Source organism: Aeromonas sp. V90_14 (assembly GCF_029967615.1).
Taxonomy (GTDB): domain Bacteria; phylum Pseudomonadota; class Gammaproteobacteria; order Enterobacterales; family Aeromonadaceae; genus Aeromonas; species Aeromonas hydrophila.
In genome coordinates, this window is record NZ_JASCAS010000038.1 from 1 (window position 1) to 17,823 (window position 17,823).

Annotated in this window: 14 protein-coding genes; 6 read left to right on the forward strand and 8 right to left on the reverse strand. The window is 64.4% G+C overall.

Translation table 11 applies throughout. From position 1 onward, the window contains the following. Positions 1-19 precede the first annotated feature (19 nt). Positions 20-1,663, reverse strand: coding sequence for an electron transfer flavoprotein-ubiquinone oxidoreductase (locus tag QLG02_RS15745; protein ID WP_282465626.1), 1,644 nt, complete (start codon positions 1,661-1,663; stop codon positions 20-22). 124 nt (positions 1,664-1,787) lie between these two features. Between QLG02_RS15745 and QLG02_RS15750 the strand changes: the two genes are divergently transcribed. The 5 genes from QLG02_RS15750 (at position 1,788) to aroG (ending at position 7,587) form a co-directional block, all read left to right on the forward strand. Beyond that, positions 1,788-2,537 (forward strand): electron transfer flavoprotein subunit beta/FixA family protein, encoded by a 750-nt coding sequence (locus tag QLG02_RS15750; RefSeq protein WP_044800141.1) that lies wholly within the window; start codon positions 1,788-1,790, stop codon positions 2,535-2,537. Positions 2,538-2,637: 100 nt separating this feature from the next. Continuing rightward, positions 2,638-3,564 (forward strand): FAD-binding protein, encoded by a 927-nt coding sequence (locus QLG02_RS15755; RefSeq protein ID WP_282465627.1) that lies wholly within the window; start codon positions 2,638-2,640, stop codon positions 3,562-3,564. Between the two features lie 211 nt (positions 3,565-3,775). Then, the gene (gene serC, locus QLG02_RS15760; RefSeq protein WP_085735076.1) at positions 3,776-4,864 is read left to right on the forward strand and encodes a 3-phosphoserine/phosphohydroxythreonine transaminase; all 1,089 of its coding nucleotides are present in this window, start codon (positions 3,776-3,778) and stop codon (positions 4,862-4,864) included. Between the two features lie 171 nt (positions 4,865-5,035). Beyond that, positions 5,036-6,319, forward strand: a complete 1,284-nt coding sequence (gene aroA / locus QLG02_RS15765) for a 3-phosphoshikimate 1-carboxyvinyltransferase (RefSeq protein WP_162901914.1) — start codon at positions 5,036-5,038, stop codon at positions 6,317-6,319. 212 nt (positions 6,320-6,531) lie between these two features. Next, complete coding sequence (gene aroG / locus QLG02_RS15770; RefSeq protein ID WP_282465628.1) at positions 6,532-7,587, forward strand: 3-deoxy-7-phosphoheptulonate synthase AroG; 1,056 nt, start codon at positions 6,532-6,534, stop codon at positions 7,585-7,587. Between the two features lie 106 nt (positions 7,588-7,693). On the opposite strand, the gene QLG02_RS15775 is transcribed toward aroG, so the two are convergent. Then, on the reverse strand, positions 7,694-9,289 hold the full coding sequence (locus QLG02_RS15775; RefSeq protein WP_026080109.1) for a methyl-accepting chemotaxis protein: 1,596 nt from the start codon (positions 9,287-9,289) through the stop codon (positions 7,694-7,696). Between the two features lie 262 nt (positions 9,290-9,551). Here QLG02_RS15775 and hutW point away from each other — a divergent pair, with 262 nt between their 5' ends. Then, entirely contained in the window at positions 9,552-10,922 is a 1,371-nt protein-coding gene (gene hutW / locus QLG02_RS15780; RefSeq protein WP_282465629.1) for a heme anaerobic degradation radical SAM methyltransferase ChuW/HutW, read from the forward strand. Between the two features lie 72 nt (positions 10,923-10,994). Here the strand turns inward: hutW and xseA are convergent, their stop codons facing one another. From xseA to QLG02_RS15810, 6 genes are all read right to left on the reverse strand, one after another. Then, entirely contained in the window at positions 10,995-12,359 is a 1,365-nt protein-coding gene (gene xseA, locus QLG02_RS15785; protein WP_282465630.1) for an exodeoxyribonuclease VII large subunit, read from the reverse strand. A gap of 107 nt (positions 12,360-12,466) precedes the next feature. Then, positions 12,467-13,396: an EamA family transporter gene (locus tag QLG02_RS15790; RefSeq protein ID WP_282465631.1), complete on the reverse strand. Its 930-nt coding sequence runs from the start codon at positions 13,394-13,396 to the stop codon at positions 12,467-12,469. A gap of 138 nt (positions 13,397-13,534) precedes the next feature. After that, a complete protein-coding gene (locus QLG02_RS15795; RefSeq protein ID WP_215782901.1) occupies positions 13,535-13,954 on the reverse strand; it encodes a biopolymer transporter ExbD in 420 nt (139 codons plus the stop codon). Continuing rightward, positions 13,954-14,709 (reverse strand): MotA/TolQ/ExbB proton channel family protein, encoded by a 756-nt coding sequence (locus QLG02_RS15800; RefSeq protein ID WP_010633777.1) that lies wholly within the window; start codon positions 14,707-14,709, stop codon positions 13,954-13,956. The genes QLG02_RS15795 and QLG02_RS15800 overlap by 1 nt, the downstream gene beginning before the upstream one ends. A gap of 2 nt (positions 14,710-14,711) precedes the next feature. Further along, positions 14,712-15,497, reverse strand: a complete 786-nt coding sequence (locus QLG02_RS15805; RefSeq protein ID WP_282465632.1) for an energy transducer TonB — start codon at positions 15,495-15,497, stop codon at positions 14,712-14,714. A gap of 246 nt (positions 15,498-15,743) precedes the next feature. After that, entirely contained in the window at positions 15,744-17,612 is a 1,869-nt protein-coding gene (locus tag QLG02_RS15810; RefSeq protein ID WP_282465633.1) for a potassium transporter Kup, read from the reverse strand. Positions 17,613-17,823: the final 211 nt, after the last annotated feature.

Sequence of the window (17,823 nt, forward strand, 5' to 3'; positions counted from 1 at the left end):
GTCTGCATGGGCAAGCCTGTTACATGTTGGGATAGTTGGGGCCAGAGCCGCCCTGCGGCGGCGTCCAGATGATGTTCTGGCTCGGATCCTTGATGTCGCAGGTCTTGCAGTGGATGCAGTTGGCCGCGTTGATCTGCAGGCGGGGCAGGCTCTCCGAGCCCAGGATCTCGAACACCCCGGCCGGGCAGTAACGCTGGGCGGGTTCGGCCCAGGTGGGCAGGTTGACTGCCACCGGGATAGTCGCGTCCTGCAGCTTGAGGTGGCAGGGCTGATCCTCGTCGTGGCTGGTGTTGGCGAGGTAGACAGACGAGAGCTTGTCGAAGCTGAGCCTGCCGTCCGGCTTGGGGTAGTCGATGGGCTGGCAGCGGCTGGCCATGCGCAGCTGGCGGTAGTCCGGCTCCTTGTCCAGCAGGGTGAAGGGCGAGGTACGAGCAAACAGCCGCTGCTCCAGCCAGTTGAAGGCGCCACCGAGCCAGGGGCCCCAGCGGTGCAGGGCGGCGCCGAAATTGCGCGCTGTTTTGAGCTCATGGGCCAGCCAGCTCTGTTGCAGCGCATCGCCGTATTCGGCCAGATCCCGGCCCCCTTCATCGCCGCCGCGCAGACTCATGGCGACTGTCTTGGCCGCCAGCATGCCGGACTTCATGGCGGTGTGGATCCCCTTGATGCGGGAGAAGTCGAGGGTACCGGCATCGCAACCGATGAGCAGGCCACCGGGAAAGTGCATGCGGGGCAGGGAGTGCCAGCCCCCCTTGGCGATGGCGCGGGCGCCGTAGCTGATGCGATCGCCCCCCTGCAATGCCGCGGCGATGAGCGGGTGGTGCTTGAGGCGCTGAAACTCGTCAAACGGGCTGAGCCAGGGGTTGCGGTAGTTGAGATCAACGATGAGACCGACCGCCACCTGATCCTGCTCCAGGTGATAGAGATAGAAGCCGCCCTGGCTCTTGTCCTCCTTCCCCTCAGAGAGCGGCCAGCCGCTGCCGTGCAGCACCCGGCCCGGTTTGCCCTGGCCGGGGGGGAGCTGCCACAGCTCCTTGAAGCCGATGGCGTAATGCTGCGGCTGGGCGGCGTTTTCCAGCTGAAAGCCGGCGATCAGCTGCTTGCCGAGATGGCCGCGCGCCCCTTCGGCAAACAGGGTGTAGCGACCGAGCAGCGCCATGCCGGGCACGTGATCCGCTTTCGGATTGCCCGCCCGATCCAGCCCGAGATCGCCGGTGATCACACCCTTGACCCGTCCCGCTTCCATGATGAGTTCGCTTGCGGTAAAACCCGGGTATATTTCGACTCCCAGCTGCTCGGCCTGCTGACCGAGCCAGCGGCAAAGGTTGCCGAGGCTGATGATGCGGCGGCCCTCGTTGTGCATGCGCGGCGGCACTGCCCAGTTGGGCAGTTGCAGGGCGCGGCTGTCGCTTTGCAGCAGGTGCACCTGATCGTCGTTGACCTCGACCCCGAGCGGGGCCTGTTGCCAGCTCTCTGGCAGCAGCTCCTTGAGGGTGACGGGATCCAGCAGGGCGCCGGAGAGCAGATGGGCGCCGATCTCCGCCCCCTTCTCCAGCAGGCAGACCGACAGCTCGGCATTGTGTTGTTTGAGGGCGATGGCGGCACTGAGTCCCGCCGGGCCGCCACCGACGATGACGACATCAAATTCCATTGCTTCGCGTTCCATCTTGCCTCTGTGCTCGACTTGGCCTAGGGTAGTGCTGGTAGTTTACGTAAACGTAAAGTAAATGTAAGCAAAAAAATGTGAGGGTTTTCATGGATTCACTCAACAGAAGCGAGGGATGCGCGTCATGAAGCTGCTGGTCGCGGTCAAGCGGGTGCTGGATTACAACGTCAAGGTCCGGGTCAAGAGCGATGGCTCAGACGTGGAGCTGGCCAACGTCAAGATGGGGATCAACCCGTTTTGTGAAATTGCGGTGGAGGAGGGGGTCAGGCTGCGCGAAGCCGGCGTGGCGAGCGAGCTGGTGGTGGTGACCTTCGGCCCCGAGGCGGCGGCCGAACAACTGCGTCACGCCCTGGCGCTGGGGGCAGATCGGGCGCGTCATTACGTGACTGGCGAGACCCTGACGCCGCTCACCGTGGCTCGTGCCCTGCAACAGGTGTGCGAGCTGGAGCAGCCCGATCTGGTGCTGCTCGGCAAGCAGTCCATCGATTCTGACAACAACCAGGTGGGCCAGATGCTGGCCGCCCTCAATGACTGGCCGCTCGCCACCTTCGCCTCCGCCATCAAGCTGGTGGAGGGCGAATTGCAGGTGACCCGCGAGATCGACGGCGGCCTCGAGACCCTCGGCATGCCGCTGCCGGCGGTGGTAACCGTGGATCTGCGCCTCAACGAGCCGCGCTTTGCCTCGCTCCCCAACATCATGAAGGCCAAGCGCAAGCCGCTTGAGAGCGCGTCCTTCGCCGACCTCGGCGTCGAGCCGGCCGCTCAGACCCGGCTGCTCGGGGTGATGGCCCCCGCTGCCCGCAGCGCCGGCATCATGGTGGGCTCGGTGGACGAGCTGCTGGACAAACTCAAGCACGAAGCGAAGGTACTCTGATGCTGCCAGCAATCAACAGAACCCCGCCCGCCGGCGACAAGCTCGGGGGCGTGATGGGCGCACAGGCAGGGACATCAACGGACGATAGCAAGGGGCAGTCATGAGCGTATTGATCATTGCCGAACATCATCAGGGCCAGTTGGCCGACAACGTGGCCCGTCTGGTCACTGCCGGGAGCCAGCTGGGCGGCGAGGTGCATCTGCTGTTGCTGGGGCAGGGGCTGACCGAGGCAGGTGAAAAGGCCGCCGCCCTGCAGGGGGTGAGCCGGGTGCTGCTGGCCGAGCATCCCATGCTGGCGGAGGGGCTGAACGACGGGGTCGATCCGCTGCTGGCCCATATCGCGCGGGATTACCAGCACTGCCTGATGGCCGCCAGCACCCAGGGCAAGGATCTGCTGCCGCGGGTGGCGGCCAGGCTCGGGGTGGAGATGCTCTCCGAGGTGACCGGCATCGAGAGTGGCGACACCTTCCTGCGCCCCATCTACGCGGGTAACGCGCTGGCCCGGGTGGCGAGCAGCGCCCCCATCAAGGTGCTGACCATCCGGCCCACCGCCTTCGCCAAGGCGGCGAGCGGCGGCCAGGCTCAGGTGGAGCGGTTGCCGGTGAGCGAGGTGGCCTGCCGTACCCGCCTCATCGAACGGCGCGCGGTGCGCTCCGCCAGACCCGAGCTCGCGGCGGCGCGGGTGGTGGTCTCCGGTGGACGGGCGCTCGGCTCCAAGGCGCAGTTCGCCCTGATAGAGGCGCTGGCCGACAAGCTGGGCGGCGCGGTGGGGGCATCGCGGGCCGCGGTGGATGCGGGCTTTGTCGCCAACGATCTGCAGGTGGGCCAGACCGGCAAGGTGGTGGCTCCCGAGCTCTACATCGCGGTCGGTATTTCCGGTGCCATCCAGCATCTGGCGGGGATGAAGGAGTCCAAGGTGATCGTCGCCATCAACAAGGACAGCGAGGCCCCCATCTTCCAGGTGGCCGACTACGGGCTGGTGGGGGATCTCTTCACCTTGCTGCCGGAGCTCACCGCCAAGCTGTAACCTGATGAAAAAGGGGGCCGGGGGCATTGAGCACCGGCAGACGCCTGTTTCCACGCATGTTCTCTGCAAGCCCTGACCCGTTCAGGGCTTTTTTCTGTCGGCGGGTCGACAAAAGGTTGAGCCAGCTCCCAAAAAGCCTTTGATCCGGGGGCTGCACTTGTGTAAAACCAGACAAGTCACCGATCACACTCATCCACTCACGGAAAGCGTCATGAGCAAACAGATTTACAACTTCTGCGCCGGCCCCGCCATGTTGCCGGTCGAAGTCATGGAGCGCGCCCAGCGCGAATTTTGTAATTTCCAGGGGCTGGGAGCCTCGGTCATGGAGCTTTCCCACCGCGGCAAGCCCTACATGGCGGTCGCCGCCAAGGCCGAAGCCGATCTGCGCGAGTTGCTGGCGGTGCCGGACAACTACAAGGTGCTGTTCATGCACGGCGGTGGCCGTGGCCAGTTCTCTGCCGTGCCCATGAACCTGCTCGGCGGCGCCAACAAGAAGGCTGACTATCTGCTGACCGGTGTCTGGGCTGCGAGTGCCGTGGACGAGGCGCACAAGTACGGCGATATCCAGACCTTTGACGGGGTGGCGAAGAGTGCCGAGGGCATCTCCCACCTGCTGCCGACCCCGGCGTTTCGCGCCGATGCGGCCTATGTGCACTACTGCCCGAACGAAACCATCGACGGCATCGAGATGTTCGACATCCCGGCTACCGGTGACGTGCCGCTGGTGGCGGATCTCTCCTCCACCATCCTCTCCCGTCCCATCGACGTGAGCCGCTTCGGCATCATCTATGCCGGCGCCCAGAAGAACATCGGCCCGTCGGGGCTGGCCATCGCCATCGTGCGCGACGATCTGCTGAACCAGGCCCGCGCCGATGTGCCGTCGATCTTCGACTACCAGCTCACCGCCAAGAACGACTCCATGTTCAACACCCCGCCCACCTACGCCTGGTATCTGGCCGGGCTGGTGTTCGAGTGGCTGAAAGAACAGGGTGGCCTTGCGGCGATGGAAGCGCGCAACAAGGAGAAGGCCGATTTCCTCTACGGCTATCTCGATCAGTCGAGCTTCTATGGCAACCAGGTGGATGCCAGCTGCCGTTCGCGGATGAACATCCCGTTCCAGCTGAAAAATGCCGAGCTGGACAAGCTGTTCCTGGCCGAATCGGAAGCCGCCGGCCTGCTGGCACTCAAGGGCCACCGCATCGTCGGCGGCATGCGCGCCAGCCTCTACAACGCCATGCCGCTGGAAGGGGTGAAGGCGCTGGTCAGCTTTATGGACGGCTTTGCCAAGCGCCACGGCTGAGGCGTTTTTCCCCGATTGCCGACGCCGGGGACTCCCCGGCGTCTGTTTTTTCCGTGATGCCGGACCGGCTGCCCCCGCCGCCTGCTTTTGTGCCACCCGCAGTCTTGCCGAGCAGGGCGCGGGCTGCTAACGTCCGGTCAGGTCATTTTTTTGAGATCGTACAGGAAGTCTATGAATTCGTTGCGTTTGGAACCTATTTCTCGTGTGGCCGGTGAGGTCAATCTGCCCGGCTCCAAGAGCGTGTCCAACCGGGCCCTGCTGCTGGCAGCCCTGGCCCGTGGCACCACTCGGCTCACCAACCTGCTCGACAGCGATGACATTCGTCACATGCTGGCGGCGCTGACCCAGCTCGGGGTCAAGTACAAGCTCTCCGCCGACAAGACCGAGTGCACCGTGCACGGTCTGGGTCGCAGCTTCGCGGTATCGGCGCCGGTCAATCTGTTCCTCGGCAACGCAGGCACCGCCATGCGACCGCTGTGCGCCGCACTGTGTCTGGGCTCCGGCGAATACACCCTGGGCGGGGAACCGCGCATGGAAGAGCGCCCCATCGGCCATCTGGTGGATGCCCTGCGCGAAGCGGGCGCCCATATCCAGTACCTGAAGAAAGATGGCTATCCGCCGCTGGTGGTGGATGCCAAGGGGCTGTGGGGCGGTGACGTGCACGTCGATGGTTCCGTCTCCAGCCAGTTCCTGACGGCGTTTTTGATGGCGGCGCCGATGGCGGCGGGTGACACCCGCATCCACATCAAGGGGGAGCTGGTCTCCAAGCCCTACATCGACATCACCCTGCACATCATGAAGCAGTTCGGAGTGGTCATCGAGCACGACAACTACAAGCTGTTCTACATCAAGGGCAACCAGACCTACGTCAGTCCGGGTGACTTCCTGGTGGAAGGGGATGCCTCCAGCGCCTCCTACTTCCTCGCGGCGGGCGCCATCAAGGGCAAGGTGCGGGTCACCGGCATCGGCAAGCACAGCATTCAGGGCGACATCCACTTCGCCGACGTGCTGGAGAAGATGGGCGCCCGCATCACCTGGGGCGATGACTTCATCGAGGCCGAGCAGGCGCCGTTGCATGGCATCGACATGGACATGAACCACATCCCCGATGCGGCCATGACCATCGCCGTGGCCGCGCTGTTCGCCGAGGGGCCCACCTCGATTCGCAACATCTACAACTGGCGGGTGAAGGAGACCGACCGCCTGCACGCCATGGCGACCGAGCTGCGCAAGCTGGGCGTCGAGGTGGAGGAGGGGCGTGACTTCATCACCGTCACCCCGCCAGCGCAGCTCAAGCATGCGGCCATCGATACCTACAACGACCACCGCATCGCCATGTGCTTCTCGCTGGTGGCGCTGTCTGATACCGCCGTCACCATCAATGATCCGGGTTGTACCTCCAAGACCTTCCCGGACTACTTCGACAAGCTGGCCAGCATCAGTCAGCGCGCGTGATGAACCCAGGCCCGCCTCGCTGCGGGCCTGTTTCTTTGGGCTGTCCCGCTCTGCTACCCCCTCTCTTCATCCTCGCTTAGCAGCATTATTAAAACTTGCAAGGCGGGATAAGAAAATTCCTTCCTAGATAATGTAATTTTCTATTTACACCGCTGCCCGTGCGGGCTAGATTGAAGTTTCTTTATCGCAGTCATCTAGCAGGAAGCCTTGTCATGCAGCATCAAACCGACGACGTTCGTATCAGTGAAATCAAAGAGTTATTGCCCCCGGTTGCGGTGCTTGAGAAGTTTCCGGCCACCGAGACCGCATCAAGTACCGTCTTTGAATCCCGTCAGGCCATCCATCAGATCCTGGCCGGTGAAGATCAGCGCCTGCTGGTGGTGATCGGCCCCTGTTCCATTCACGACCCCGCCGCCGCGCTGGAGTACGGCAAGCGCCTCAAGGTGCTGCGTGACGAACTCAAGGGCCAGCTGGAGATCGTGATGCGGGTCTACTTCGAGAAGCCGCGTACCACGGTGGGCTGGAAGGGGCTGATCAACGACCCCTACCTTGACAACAGCTGCCAGATCAACGACGGCCTGCGCATCGGTCGCAAACTGCTGCTGGATCTCAACGACATGGGGCTGCCGACCGCCTCCGAATTCCTCGATATGATCACCCCGCAATACGTGGCGGATCTGATGAGTTGGGGCGCCATCGGGGCCCGTACCACCGAATCCCAGGTGCACCGCGAGCTGGCCTCCGGTCTCTCCTGTCCGGTGGGCTTCAAGAACGGCACCGACGGCACCATCAAGGTGGCCATCGATGCCATCGGGGCCGCCAGTGCGCCGCACCACTTCCTGTCGGTGACCAAGTACGGCCACTCCGCCATCGTCGCCACCCGGGGCAACCCGGACTGCCACATCATCCTGCGCGGTGGTCGTGAACCAAACTACAGCGCCGCCCACGTGGACGAGGTGGTGAAGGGGCTGGAGAAGGCCGGTCTGCCGCAGAAGGTGATGATCGACTTCAGCCACGCCAACAGCAGCAAGCAGTTCAAGAACCAGATGCTGGTGGCCGAGGACGTGGCCGGTCAGCTGCGTGCCGGCAGCAAGGCGGTGTTCGGCGTCATGGTGGAGAGCCATCTGGTGGAGGGCCGTCAGGATCTGGTGGAAGGGTGCGAACTCACCGTCGGTCAGAGCATCACAGATGCCTGCATCGGCTGGGCCGACACCGAGACCCTGCTGCGCAATCTGGCCGATGCGGTGGCCACCCGCAACGCAGGCTGATTTCGGCCAGGCGGCGCCGCCTGGCGCGCCTGAGCTACGACACACAAAACAAAAGCGCGACCCTGGGTCGCGCTTTTTTATTGGCCAGAGCGGGCGGCAGGCATGATCACCAGCGGTAGGTCTTGAGCAGCTGCTCGAGCTTGCGGCACTGCTCCACCAGCTGGACGCTGGCGAGGTTGGCGGCGTGGGCCTGGCCCAGGGTGTCGTTGGAGGTGTTGCGAATGTCGCTCACCGAGCCGTCCACCTCGCTGCAGACCCTGTCCTGCTCCTCGGCGGATTGCGCCATCTGGGCATTGAGATCGTTGATGCTGCTGATGCGGCCGATGATGTTCTGCATGGCGGCCAGGGTCGCCTCTGTCTTGTGGATGCTCTCGTCCGCCTTGGCCTTGGCATCCCCGATCACTGACACTGCGCTCTGGGCTTCGTTCTGCAGGGCGGCGATCATCTGGGAGATCTCCTCGCTGGCGGCGCGGCTGCGGTTGGAGAGGGCGCGCACCTCGTCGGCCACCACCGCAAAGCCGCGACCCTGCTCGCCGGCCCGGGCCGCCTCGATGGCGGCGTTGAGGGCCAGCAGGTTGGTCTGATCCGCGATCCCCTTGATCACCTCCAGCACCCCGTCGACCGCCAGACAGCGGTTGTCGAGCTGCTGGATCACCCTGTCGACCCGCTCGATCTCCGCCGACATCTCGCCCATGTCGTTGATGGAGTGCTGGGCAAGGCGACTGGTGTTGGCCGCATCCTGGTTGGTGAGGGCGGAGAGCTCTGCGCTCTTGCGGGCGTGTTCGCGCACCTCGTGGGAGCTGGCGGCCAGCTCGCTGACGGCGGCGGCCACCTGTACCGTCATGCTCTCCTGCTGGCGGGCCGAGCCTTCGGTCTGGGTCGCCACCTGGCGGATCTGGTTGGACTCCTGATAGAGCTGGTGGGTGGCACTTTCCACCTCCTGCAGGCTGTGGCGAAACCCCTGCACCATGTCGCTGACGGCGCGGGTCATCTCGCCCAGCTCATCCCGGTTGGGATTGATCAGGGGGAGGGAGAGATCCCGCTCCTTGGCCATGCGGGTCATGGCCAACTGCAGATGGCGTACCGGCCGCTTGATGTAGCGTTGCAGCACCCAGCCCAGCAGGCCGAAGCCCAGCCCGAACACCGCCACCAGGCTGCCGCTCAGGATCAGGTTGTTGCGATGGATCTCGCCAAAGGTGTGGCTGAGATCGTAACTGATGCGCACCGCGCCCATGACGGTACCTTCCGCCACCTGGTGGCAGGTGGTGCACTGGGTACCGCGGTACTCCTTGTAGGCCTTGAAGGGTTTGATCAGGGTGAGCTGGTTGCCCTGCTGCTCGAGAATGGTCTCCCCCTGGTTGATGGCGCGCTCGTCCAGCTTGTCTTCAATCTGCTGATCCGGGTGACCGGGGCCGAACAGGCTGGTCACCGCCGGGGCGCGGATCAGGCGGGCCTCGACGATGCCTGCCTCGCTCTTGAGCTTGGTCTGCACGATCTGGCGGTTGGCGATGGCCCCCGTCATCATCAGCACGTTGAGCTGATCCATGTAGGTGTTGGCGGCACTCTCCACCTTTTCGCCCGCCAGCCGGATGGCGAGATCCCGTTGCAGCCAGGCGGAGAGCTCGAAGCTGAGGGCGAAGGTGCAGCCGATGACCAGGGCGAGGGGGAGAAAGATTTTCCAGTTCAGAGACAGATTTTGCATCGTTGGCAGGTCCATGCGCAGGTGAGCGATCGTCAATGGTTGATGACTCTCCCCGCGCTCGCTCATCAGAACGGGGGAGATGGTTCTCTATCGGCACACCCTACCTCATCTTGAGTAAATTATCTGTTAACTGGATCCGTGTTGGAGGTTAATGGTGCGTAGCAAACGAGAGCTGTTCGTCGTTGAGTTGATCCAGCACAAACTTGGTATTTATTGATAGTGGTTATCATTTGCATTATTTCACCTGATAACCTTGCCTGCCATGACACCACAGCTGACCCCGACCATGACCGGTCTTGCCACCCCGGATCCCCTCAAGTTCGCCTTTGGCACCAAGACCTCGGCTCACGCCAGTCGCGGCGGCATGCGCCCGCTCACCCTCGACCATGCCGACTGGCAAGCCTGGTGGCACCGTGAGAGCGAGGCGGATGAGCGGGCGCTCTATATCCACATTCCGTTTTGCCGCAAGCGTTGCAGCTTCTGCAATTTCTTTGAAAATGGCGCCAACCCGGCCCGCATCACCCGCTATGTCGACGCGCTCTGTAGCGCGCTTGCCCAGGCCGCCGAGACACCCTTCACCCAGAGCCGCCCCTTATCGGCCGTCTATGTGGGGGGCGGCACGCCGACAGACATGAGCGCCGACGAGCTGGCGATGCTGGCCGCCGCCATCCGTCGTTTTCCTCTGACTTCGGATGCGGAGGTGACCCTGGAGGGGCGCCTCAACGGTTTTGATGATGCCAAGTGGCACAGTGCGCTGGCGGGCGGCTTCAACCGCTTCTCGTTCGGGGTGCAGAGCTTTGATACCGAGGTGCGCCAGGAGGCGGCCCGCTTCGACGATAGGGAGACCCTGCTGACCCGGCTGGGGGAGCTGACCCGTCACGACGATGCGGTGATCGTGGTCGATCTCATCTTCGGCCTGCCGGGCCAGGATGATGCCGTGTGGCGTCAGGACATCGCGGATGTGATGGCGAGCGGGGTGCATGGGGTGGATCTCTATCAACTCATCGCCATGGCCGGCACCAATCTGGCCCGTGCCGAGGCGAGGGGCAAGCTCGGTTGGGCCGCCGACGGTCAACAGCGGGCCGCCATGTATGCCTATGGGGCCCAGACGCTGGAGCAGGGGGGCTGGCAGCGGCTCTCCTGCAGCCACTGGCGGCGCGGCGAGGCCGAACAGAGCCGCTACAACCAGATGGCCAAGCGCGGCGCCGAGATCCTCCCCTTCGGGGCCGGGGCCGGCGGCAACGTGCATGGGCACGGCCTCATGTATGGCCGGGATCTGGCGCTCTGGCACGAGGCGCTGGCGGCGGATCAGCGGGCTCCCGGCATGGTGATGGGGCGTAATCCCAATGGCCGCCTCGATGGCCTGCTGCGCGGCGCGCTCGACAGCGGCTGGCTGGCGTTGGCCCGCTTGCCGACGTCGCTGCGGGCACATCTGCAACCCTTGTTCGAGGCCTGGCAGCAACATGGGCTGGCAACGCTGAGCGAGGTACGGCTCGAGCTTACCCTGGCGGGGCGTTTCTGGAACGTCAATCTGCAGGCCGGGCTGTTTGAATACTTGCAGCTCAACCCGCTGGCGGGGTCGGGTACGGTGCCTGCCGATCCGGCGCAGGCGGTGCGCCATTCGCTGGTGTGAGTGCGCTGGCCGAGAGGGCCTGACAAAGAGAGGATGATAAACAAGGGGGCACCTGATGTGCCCCCTTGTTCGTTATGGCTGGTGGACCTCTTCCACCCGCACCCGCAGCTGCCCCTGTGCAAGCTGGGTGAGCAGCGTCTGGCCGGCATCCACCTGGGCGGCGCGGCTGATCACCTCACCGCTCTGAGTGCGGGTGATGGAGTAGCCGCGTCCCAGGGTGGCGAGCGGGCTCACCCCGTCGAGGCGGGCACTGAGCATGGCGAGGCGGTGGTCCGCCAGATCCCGGCGTTTGGCGATGAGGGTATGGAGGCGCTCCTCGGCCAGCTGGTGGCGACGCTTGCCGGCGGCCAGCAAGCGCTCCGGGCTCTTGCCCTGCAGGCGCAGCTCCAGGTTGGCGAGGCGCCGCTCCCCTTGATGCAGTTTGTGGTTCATCAGCTGCTGCAAGCGGGCGGAGAGCTCGTCGAGGCGCTGGGATTGCTGCTCCAGCCGTCGCTTCGGATCCTGATGGTCGAGCCGCTTTTGCAGCAGGATGAAATCGTGGCGGGCGGCGGTCTGCTGGCGGTTCATCGCCTGCAGCAGTTGCTGCTTGAGATGTGCGAGGCGCTGGGCACGGGCGCTCTGATCCGGCGCCACCAGCTCGGCGGCTGCCGACGGAGTCGGGGCGCGCAAGTCGGCGGCAAAGTCGCTGATGGTGATATCCACCTCGTGGCCCACCGCGCTCACCACCGGGATGGCGGAGTGGGCGATGGCGCGCGCCACCGCCTCTTCGTTGAAGCACCAGAGATCTTCAAGTGAGCCGCCGCCGCGCCCGACGATCAGCACATCCACCTCGGCGCGGCGGTTGGCGAGGGCAATGGCAGAGACGATCTGGCCGATGGCGGCGCTGCCCTGCACCTGGGTGGGGTAGATAAACACCGGCAGATCCGGCGCGCGGCGTTTGAGCACGGTCAGCATGTCGTGGAGGGCAGCGCCGGTGGCAGAGGTGATGAGGCCCACCGCGCGCGGTTCGCGCGGCAGCGGCCGCTTGCGCCCCTCGTCAAACAGCCCCTCGGCGCCGAGGCGGCGCTTGAGCTCCTCAAAGCGCAGCGCCAGCACGCCGTCGCCCGCTGGCTGCATCGATTCGATGATCAGCTGGTAGTCGCCGCGCGGCTCATAAAGCGAGACCCGCGCCTGCACCAGCACCTGCATGCCATCCTGCGGACGGAAGGCCACCCGCCGGTTGTTGCCCTTGAACATGGCGCAGCGCACCTGGGCCGACATGTCCTTGAGCGAGAAGTACCAGTGGCCGGAGCTTGGCATCGCCAGGTTGGAGAGCTCGCCGGTCAACCACACCAGCCCCAGATCCTGCTCCAGGATCATGCGCACGGCGCTGTTGAGGCGGGTGACGGTAAAGACCTGCTGTTGTCTGCTTTGACTCGGTTCGTTGCGGTAGTTCAAGGCTGGTCCTGCGCTGTGTGCCCCGCCTTGGGGGCGGGGTCATAAAACAATGGCGCCATCTTAACGCAGTTCGGGGCGAACGCCGAGCGGCGCTGGCCCTGTCGGGTTCAGCGTGCGTCCGGATCCTGAGGCTGCGTCCGGGCCTGAACGGCCGGGGGGCTGGTCTGGCTGGTCACCAGCCAGACCGAGAGGCAGACGACCAGGCCCCCCAGCACGAAGCCCTGGCTCAAGGTCTCGCCCAGCACCAGCGCGCCCCACAAGATGCCGAAGGGGGGAATGAGGAAGGTGACGGTGAGGCTGCGCAGCGGGCCGATATCGGCGATCAGTCGAAAATAGAGCAGATAGGCGAGGGCGGTGCAGACTACGCCGACCGCCAGCACGCTGGCCCAGGCGGTGGGCACGGCCCAGTCTACGGCGGGGCCGGTCGCCAGCTGGTAAGCGAAAAAGGGCAGCAGGAACAGGCTGGCACCCAGCTGGCTGCCAAAGGCCACCAGCTTGGCATCGAGCCCGCCGCGATGGGTGATCCAGCTGCGGGTGAGAAAGCCGGCGAGGCCGTAGCAGGCGGTGGCAAACAGGCAGGCCAGCACCCCTGGCAGCAGATGCCCACCGACACTCACCTCGCCGGTGGTGGTGATGAGGCTGATCCCGATCACCCCCAATACCACCCCCAGCCATTTGCGCCGATCAAGGCGCTCGTTGAAGCAGGAAAAGCCGATGAGGGCCCCCATCAGCGGCGTGGTGGCGTTGAGGATGGCCGAGTAGCCGGCCGGCAGCCAGAGGGCTGCGATGGCGTACATCAGAAACGGGATGGCGGAGTTGATGACGCCGAGCAGCATGGCGGACTTGAGCTTGCCCTGAAACCCCATGGGGGCGCGCAGCAGCAGGAGCATGACGGCAAGCCCGATGAGGGCGAACAGTACCCGCAGGAAGGTGGTGTTGACGGCGCCAAACGCCGGGGCGGCGATGCGCATGAACAGGAAGCTGGCGCCCCAGATGGCGGCCAGCAGGAGCAGGCGCCCATAATCGGCAGGTTTCATGGTGTCGTCCTTGAGGTGATGGTGGCCAATATTGGCGCTGCATCGGCATGATGCCGACAAGGTGCCTGTGCTGGCAACTGCCTGGATGGCAGCAGGGCATCCAGGCCCTGGCGTACCTGTGTGTGGGTGACGGGAGCGTTACGGCTCCGGCTGGCTCACGAAGGCAATCTTGTGCAGACCGTGCTGGGAGGCCTGGGCCATCACCCTGGCGATGATGCCGTACTCCACCTTGCGATCGATGCGCAGCTGGATCTCGGGCAGCTCCCCCTCGGCCTGGCCGGCGCTCTCCATCTTGGCGAGCAGGGCGGCTTCGTCGACCTGCTGATCGTTCCAGTAGATCTTGCCGGTGCCATCGATGGCGAGATTGATGTCCTGCTTGTCTGGCTGGTTGAGCTGGCTGCTGGCCTCTGGCAGCTCCAGCTTGACCGCGTTGGTGAGCAGGGGGGCGGTGATCATGAAGACGATGAGCAGCACCAGCATGACGTCGATCATCGGGATCATGTTGATCTCGGAGAGGGGTTGATCGTCCCCCTCGTCCGACAGTTTGCCAAATGCCATCAGCCACGCCCCTGTCTGGTTTCCCGCTCGACCAGCGGGGTGACGTTGTTGGTGGCGACCTGCTCGAAGCCGGTCACCAGCAGGGTGAACAGATCGTGGCCAAACTCCTCCAGCGCCGCGAGCCTGAGGCGATTGCGCCGCACGAAGAAGTTGTAGATGAGCACGGCCGGCAGGGCGACCGCGAGGCCGAAGCCGGTCATGATCAGCGCTTCACCCACGGGGCCGGCAACCTTGTCCAGACTGCTCTGACCGGCGGCGCCGATAGCCAGCAGGGCGTGGTAGATACCCCAGACGGTGCCGAACAGCCCGATGAAGGGGGCTGCCGAACCCACCGAGGCGAGGAAGGCCAGCCCCTGCTCCAGCCGCACCCGCTCCTGAGTGATGGCCCGGCGCATGGCGCGCAGCAGATATTCATCCGGCGAACCCAGCTTGCAGCTGACCGCACGCTCCTCGGCCCGGTTCAGCTGGGCCACGGCCGCCAGCGCTGCGCCGGTCAGCCGGCCATAGGCCTCCTGCGGCGGCAGGTGGGCCAGCTGGCGCTCCATCTCCTGCACGCTGTCGTGCTGCCAGAAATCGGCGACGAAGCGTGCGTTGAGGCGTTGTTCCCGCTGTGCGAGATAGCCCTTGAGCAGGGCGTAGTAGCAGGTACCAAGGGACATCAATACCAGCAGGATGAAGGGGATCAGCCCCACACCGCTGTTCTGGCTGAGCAGGTGGGCGATGCCCATGCCGTTGCTTGCGATTTCAGGATCCATGTTCAAGCCCTTAATTTGAAAATGATGGTGACTTTTGCCGAGGCCTCGACGGCCACGTTGTTCTGTTTGGCAGGAATGAATTTCCAGCGGCTGACGGTTTTGCGGGCCGTCATGTCCAGCCGCCGATAGCCGCTGCTCTTGTCCACCTCCACCGAGGCGGCGGTGCCCTCGGCCGTCACCCGTACATTGAGGATGACCCGCCCCTCTTCTCCCCGTCGTCTCGACTCATAGGGATATTGGGGCTCGGGGTTGTTGAGCCGGGCATCGCGGGCGATGGGAGCGCTGTTGCCCGCGCCGCCACCAGCCTTGTGGGCAGGACTCTGACTGGCACTTCCGCCGCTCGCCTGTGCGGCCGTTGCCGCCATCGCAGGGGCGGGCGCAGTGACCGGCGGTTGCGGACTGCTCACCGGCATGACCTTGGCGGGCTGCACCGGCGGGGTACGGTTTTTAAGCGGTTTGACCACCGGCTTGACGCTTTTCTTGACTGGCTTGGCCGGCGGTTTTTTGGGTGTCGGCAATGGCTTGGCTTTTTGCTGCACTTTTTGTACTTGCTGCGCTGTGGGAGCAGGGGCGGGGGCCGCCTTGGCAGGCGCATCATTGGTCGTCGCCTCGCCAACCCAGCGGGCCGACAGGGTCAGCGGCAAGGGCGGGGTGATGGGCGCAGGCTGGTGCGCATAGAGCCACCAGAAGGCGGCAAGATGCAGGGCGATCGCGATGGCAAGGCAAGCGAGACGGGCGGCGTCGGGATCGTTGGCGGGCAGTGTTGGTCTCGGGCTGCAGGAGTCCATCACTTGTCTCCCTTCCAGGTCTTCATATTCATACTCAAACGGCTAGTGTGAAGGCGCCAGAACAGGCGTCAGGCCGCTAGCATGCCTGATAATAAGAATCACAAACAACAACCATTATCAATCGCATTTTAATCGTGGTAAGGCTGGCTCGCAGGAAATTAAGAAGCCGGGCAGTGGCGTTCCCGACTGGCTACGGGTTGAGCGGTGTGCGTTCGCACCGGTCTTACCCCCTGTTGGCTGGCGGCGTCACAACTCCAGCAATACCCCGAGCTCCACCACCCGGTTGGCGGGAATATGAAAGAAGTCGGTCGCCTTGAGGGAGTTGCGGTTCATCCAGACGAACAGGCCCTCTCGCCAGCGCGCCATGCCGGGCAGATCGGTGCTGACCAGGTTCTCGTGGGAGAGGAAGAAGGAGGTCTTGGCCATGGTGACCTTCAGATCCTCCTGGGCGCAGGCCTGGAAGATCTCCTCCATGGAGGGCACCTCCTTGTAGCCGAAGTGGGCGACCACCTGCCAGAACCCCTCGCCAAGGTGGGTGAGCTCGATGCGCTCCTTGAAGGAGAGCCAGGGCTCGTCCTTGATATGAACGGTCAGGAAAATGACCCGTTCGTGCAGGATCTTGTTGTGTTTGAGGTTGTGCAGCATGGCGTGGGGCACCACCTGCACCGACTTGGAGAGAAACACGGCGGTGCCGGGGACCTGCAGCGGCGGGTGCGCCAGCATGTTGTCGACAAACCCCTTCAGCGCCAGTGACTTGTGCTCCAGCTTGTCGAGCACCAGCTCCCGTCCGCGCTTCCAGGTGGTCATCACTATGATGGCCAGCAGCGCAAACAGGATGGGGAGCCAGCCACCGGCCAGAAACTTGGTGGTATTGGCGGCAAAGAAGGTGACATCGACCAGCAGCAGCGGCGCGCACACCAGCGCAATCAGCCAGCGCGACCACTTCCAGCGGCGGGCGGCCACCACCATCAGCAGCAGGGTGGTGAGCGCCATGGTGCCGGTCACCGCGATGCCGTAGGCGGCGGCCAGGTTGCTAGAACTCTGGAACCAGAGGATGACGATGACGATGCCTCCCAGCAGCAGCCAGTTCACCAGCGGCAGGTAGATCTGGCCTATCTCGTGCTCCGAGGTGTGACGGATCTCCTGGCGCGGCAGGTAGCCGAGCAGGATGGCCTGGCGCACCACCGAGTAAGTGCCCGAGATCACCGCCTGGGAGGCGATGACGGTGGCCAGGGTGGCGAGGATCAGCAGGGGAAAGGCCAGCCAGGAGGGGGCAAGCAGGTAGAAGGGGTTTTCGATGGCGGCAGGATTGCGCAGCAGCAGGGCTCCCTGGCCGAAGTAGTTGAGCAGCAGGGCGGGCATCACCAGAGAACCCCAGGCCAGCTGGATGGCGCCACGGCCAAAGTGGCCCATGTCGGCGTAGAGCGCCTCCGTCCCGGTGACGCAGAGCACGACGGCCCCCAGGGTGATGAAGGCGATACCCGGTCGGCTGATCATGAAATCGAGGGCGTAGATCGGGTTGACCGCCTGCAGGATGGCGGGGTTTTGCCCGATCTCATAGGCCCCGAGCGCCGCCAGCACCCCGAACCAGATCAGCATGATCGGGCCGAACAGGCGACCGATGCCGGCGGTGCCGTAATGCTGGGCCCCGAACAGGATCACCAGCACGGTGAGGGTGATGGGCAGCACGAACGGCGCCAGCTCCGGGGTGATCACCTGCAACCCTTCGACCGCCGAGAGCACCGAGATGGCGGGAGTGATCACCGCATCCCCGATAAACAGCCCCACGCCGACCAGACCGAGCAGCATGAGCAGGGCGCGCGGCTTGGCCGGGAGGCGGCGGGAGGCCAGCGAGGCGAGGGTAAGGATCCCCCCTTCTCCCTTGTCGTCGGCCCGGAGCACCAGCAGCACATATTTGAATGAGACCACGATCATGATGGTCCAGAAGAAGAGGGAGACGATGGAGAGGATCCCCTCCGGGGTGGGCTGCAGACCCAGGTGTCCGGCGAAGCTCTCCTTGAGGGCATAGAGCGGGCTGGTGCCGAGATCGCCATAGACGACCCCCAGTGCTGCCAGGGTAATGGCCATGCGCCCTTGCTGGTGTCCGTGGCTCATCATGAAATTCCATTTCAATTCAGACTGTTAATCATGATACGCAGGCACAGGCACAAAGGAAACCCGCACCACGAAAAGGCCCCTGCGTTGGGCGTGCCGGTTTGGGTGACACATCCCGGATGTTGCTCTGCCCGATTCAGGGTCTGAGGGGGATGGCCAGGCGGGCATGAGCTGGTTGTCGGGTGTGCTCGACCAGAGTCAAACGGTCTGC

Excerpts from the sequence above, each read along its gene's own strand:
- QLG02_RS15745 (WP_282465626.1), bottom strand. The coding sequence starts at position 1,663 with ATGGAACGCGAAGCAATGGAATTTGATGTCGTCATCGTCGGTGGCGGC.
- serC (WP_085735076.1), top strand. The coding sequence starts at position 3,776 with ATGAGCAAACAGATTTACAACTTCTGCGCCGGCCCCGCCATGTTGCCG.
- aroA (WP_162901914.1), top strand. The coding sequence starts at position 5,036 with ATGAATTCGTTGCGTTTGGAACCTATTTCTCGTGTGGCCGGTGAGGTC.
- aroG (WP_282465628.1), top strand. The coding sequence starts at position 6,532 with ATGCAGCATCAAACCGACGACGTTCGTATCAGTGAAATCAAAGAGTTA.
- QLG02_RS15800 (WP_010633777.1), bottom strand. The coding sequence starts at position 14,709 with ATGGATCCTGAAATCGCAAGCAACGGCATGGGCATCGCCCACCTGCTC.
- QLG02_RS15790 (WP_282465631.1), bottom strand. The coding sequence starts at position 13,396 with ATGAAACCTGCCGATTATGGGCGCCTGCTCCTGCTGGCCGCCATCTGG.
- QLG02_RS15805 (WP_282465632.1), bottom strand. The coding sequence starts at position 15,497 with ATGGACTCCTGCAGCCCGAGACCAACACTGCCCGCCAACGATCCCGAC.
- QLG02_RS15775 (WP_026080109.1), bottom strand. The coding sequence starts at position 9,289 with ATGCAAAATCTGTCTCTGAACTGGAAAATCTTTCTCCCCCTCGCCCTG.
- QLG02_RS15810 (WP_282465633.1), bottom strand. The coding sequence starts at position 17,612 with ATGAGCCACGGACACCAGCAAGGGCGCATGGCCATTACCCTGGCAGCA.
- QLG02_RS15750 (WP_044800141.1), top strand. The coding sequence starts at position 1,788 with ATGAAGCTGCTGGTCGCGGTCAAGCGGGTGCTGGATTACAACGTCAAG.
- hutW (WP_282465629.1), top strand. The coding sequence starts at position 9,552 with ATGACACCACAGCTGACCCCGACCATGACCGGTCTTGCCACCCCGGAT.
- QLG02_RS15755 (WP_282465627.1), top strand. The coding sequence starts at position 2,638 with ATGAGCGTATTGATCATTGCCGAACATCATCAGGGCCAGTTGGCCGAC.
- QLG02_RS15795 (WP_215782901.1), bottom strand. The coding sequence starts at position 13,954 with ATGGCATTTGGCAAACTGTCGGACGAGGGGGACGATCAACCCCTCTCC.